Consider the following 292-nt stretch of genomic DNA (forward strand, 5'->3'; position numbering starts at 1 on the left):
GCAAGACAACGCCTATGGGTCAAGTAAACGTGCGGCAGAAGATATTCTAAAACAACTAGCCTCTGTTCACGGATCTGCAGTTTATTTGTTTCGACTGCCTAATGTATTTGGTAAATGGGCTCGTCCTAATTACAATTCGGCGGTTGCGACGTTCTGCTTCAATATTGCTAGAGGATTGCCCATACAGATCAATGATCCGTCCGCGCAAGTTACGCTCGTATATATTGATGATGTGGTCAAGAGATTTTTAGCCGTGATGGATGGTCTGGTGACGGCGAGTCTATATGTAGAG

General features: G+C 44.9%; 1 protein-coding gene. It reads left to right on the forward strand.

Going from position 1 to position 292, the window contains the following annotated elements; genetic code table 11:
• On the forward strand, window positions 1-292 hold a 292-nt coding region (locus AC0L20_RS40720; RefSeq protein WP_473295780.1), incomplete at both ends, for an NAD-dependent epimerase/dehydratase family protein.

Source organism: Bradyrhizobium sp. Kon58 (genome assembly GCF_055807455.1).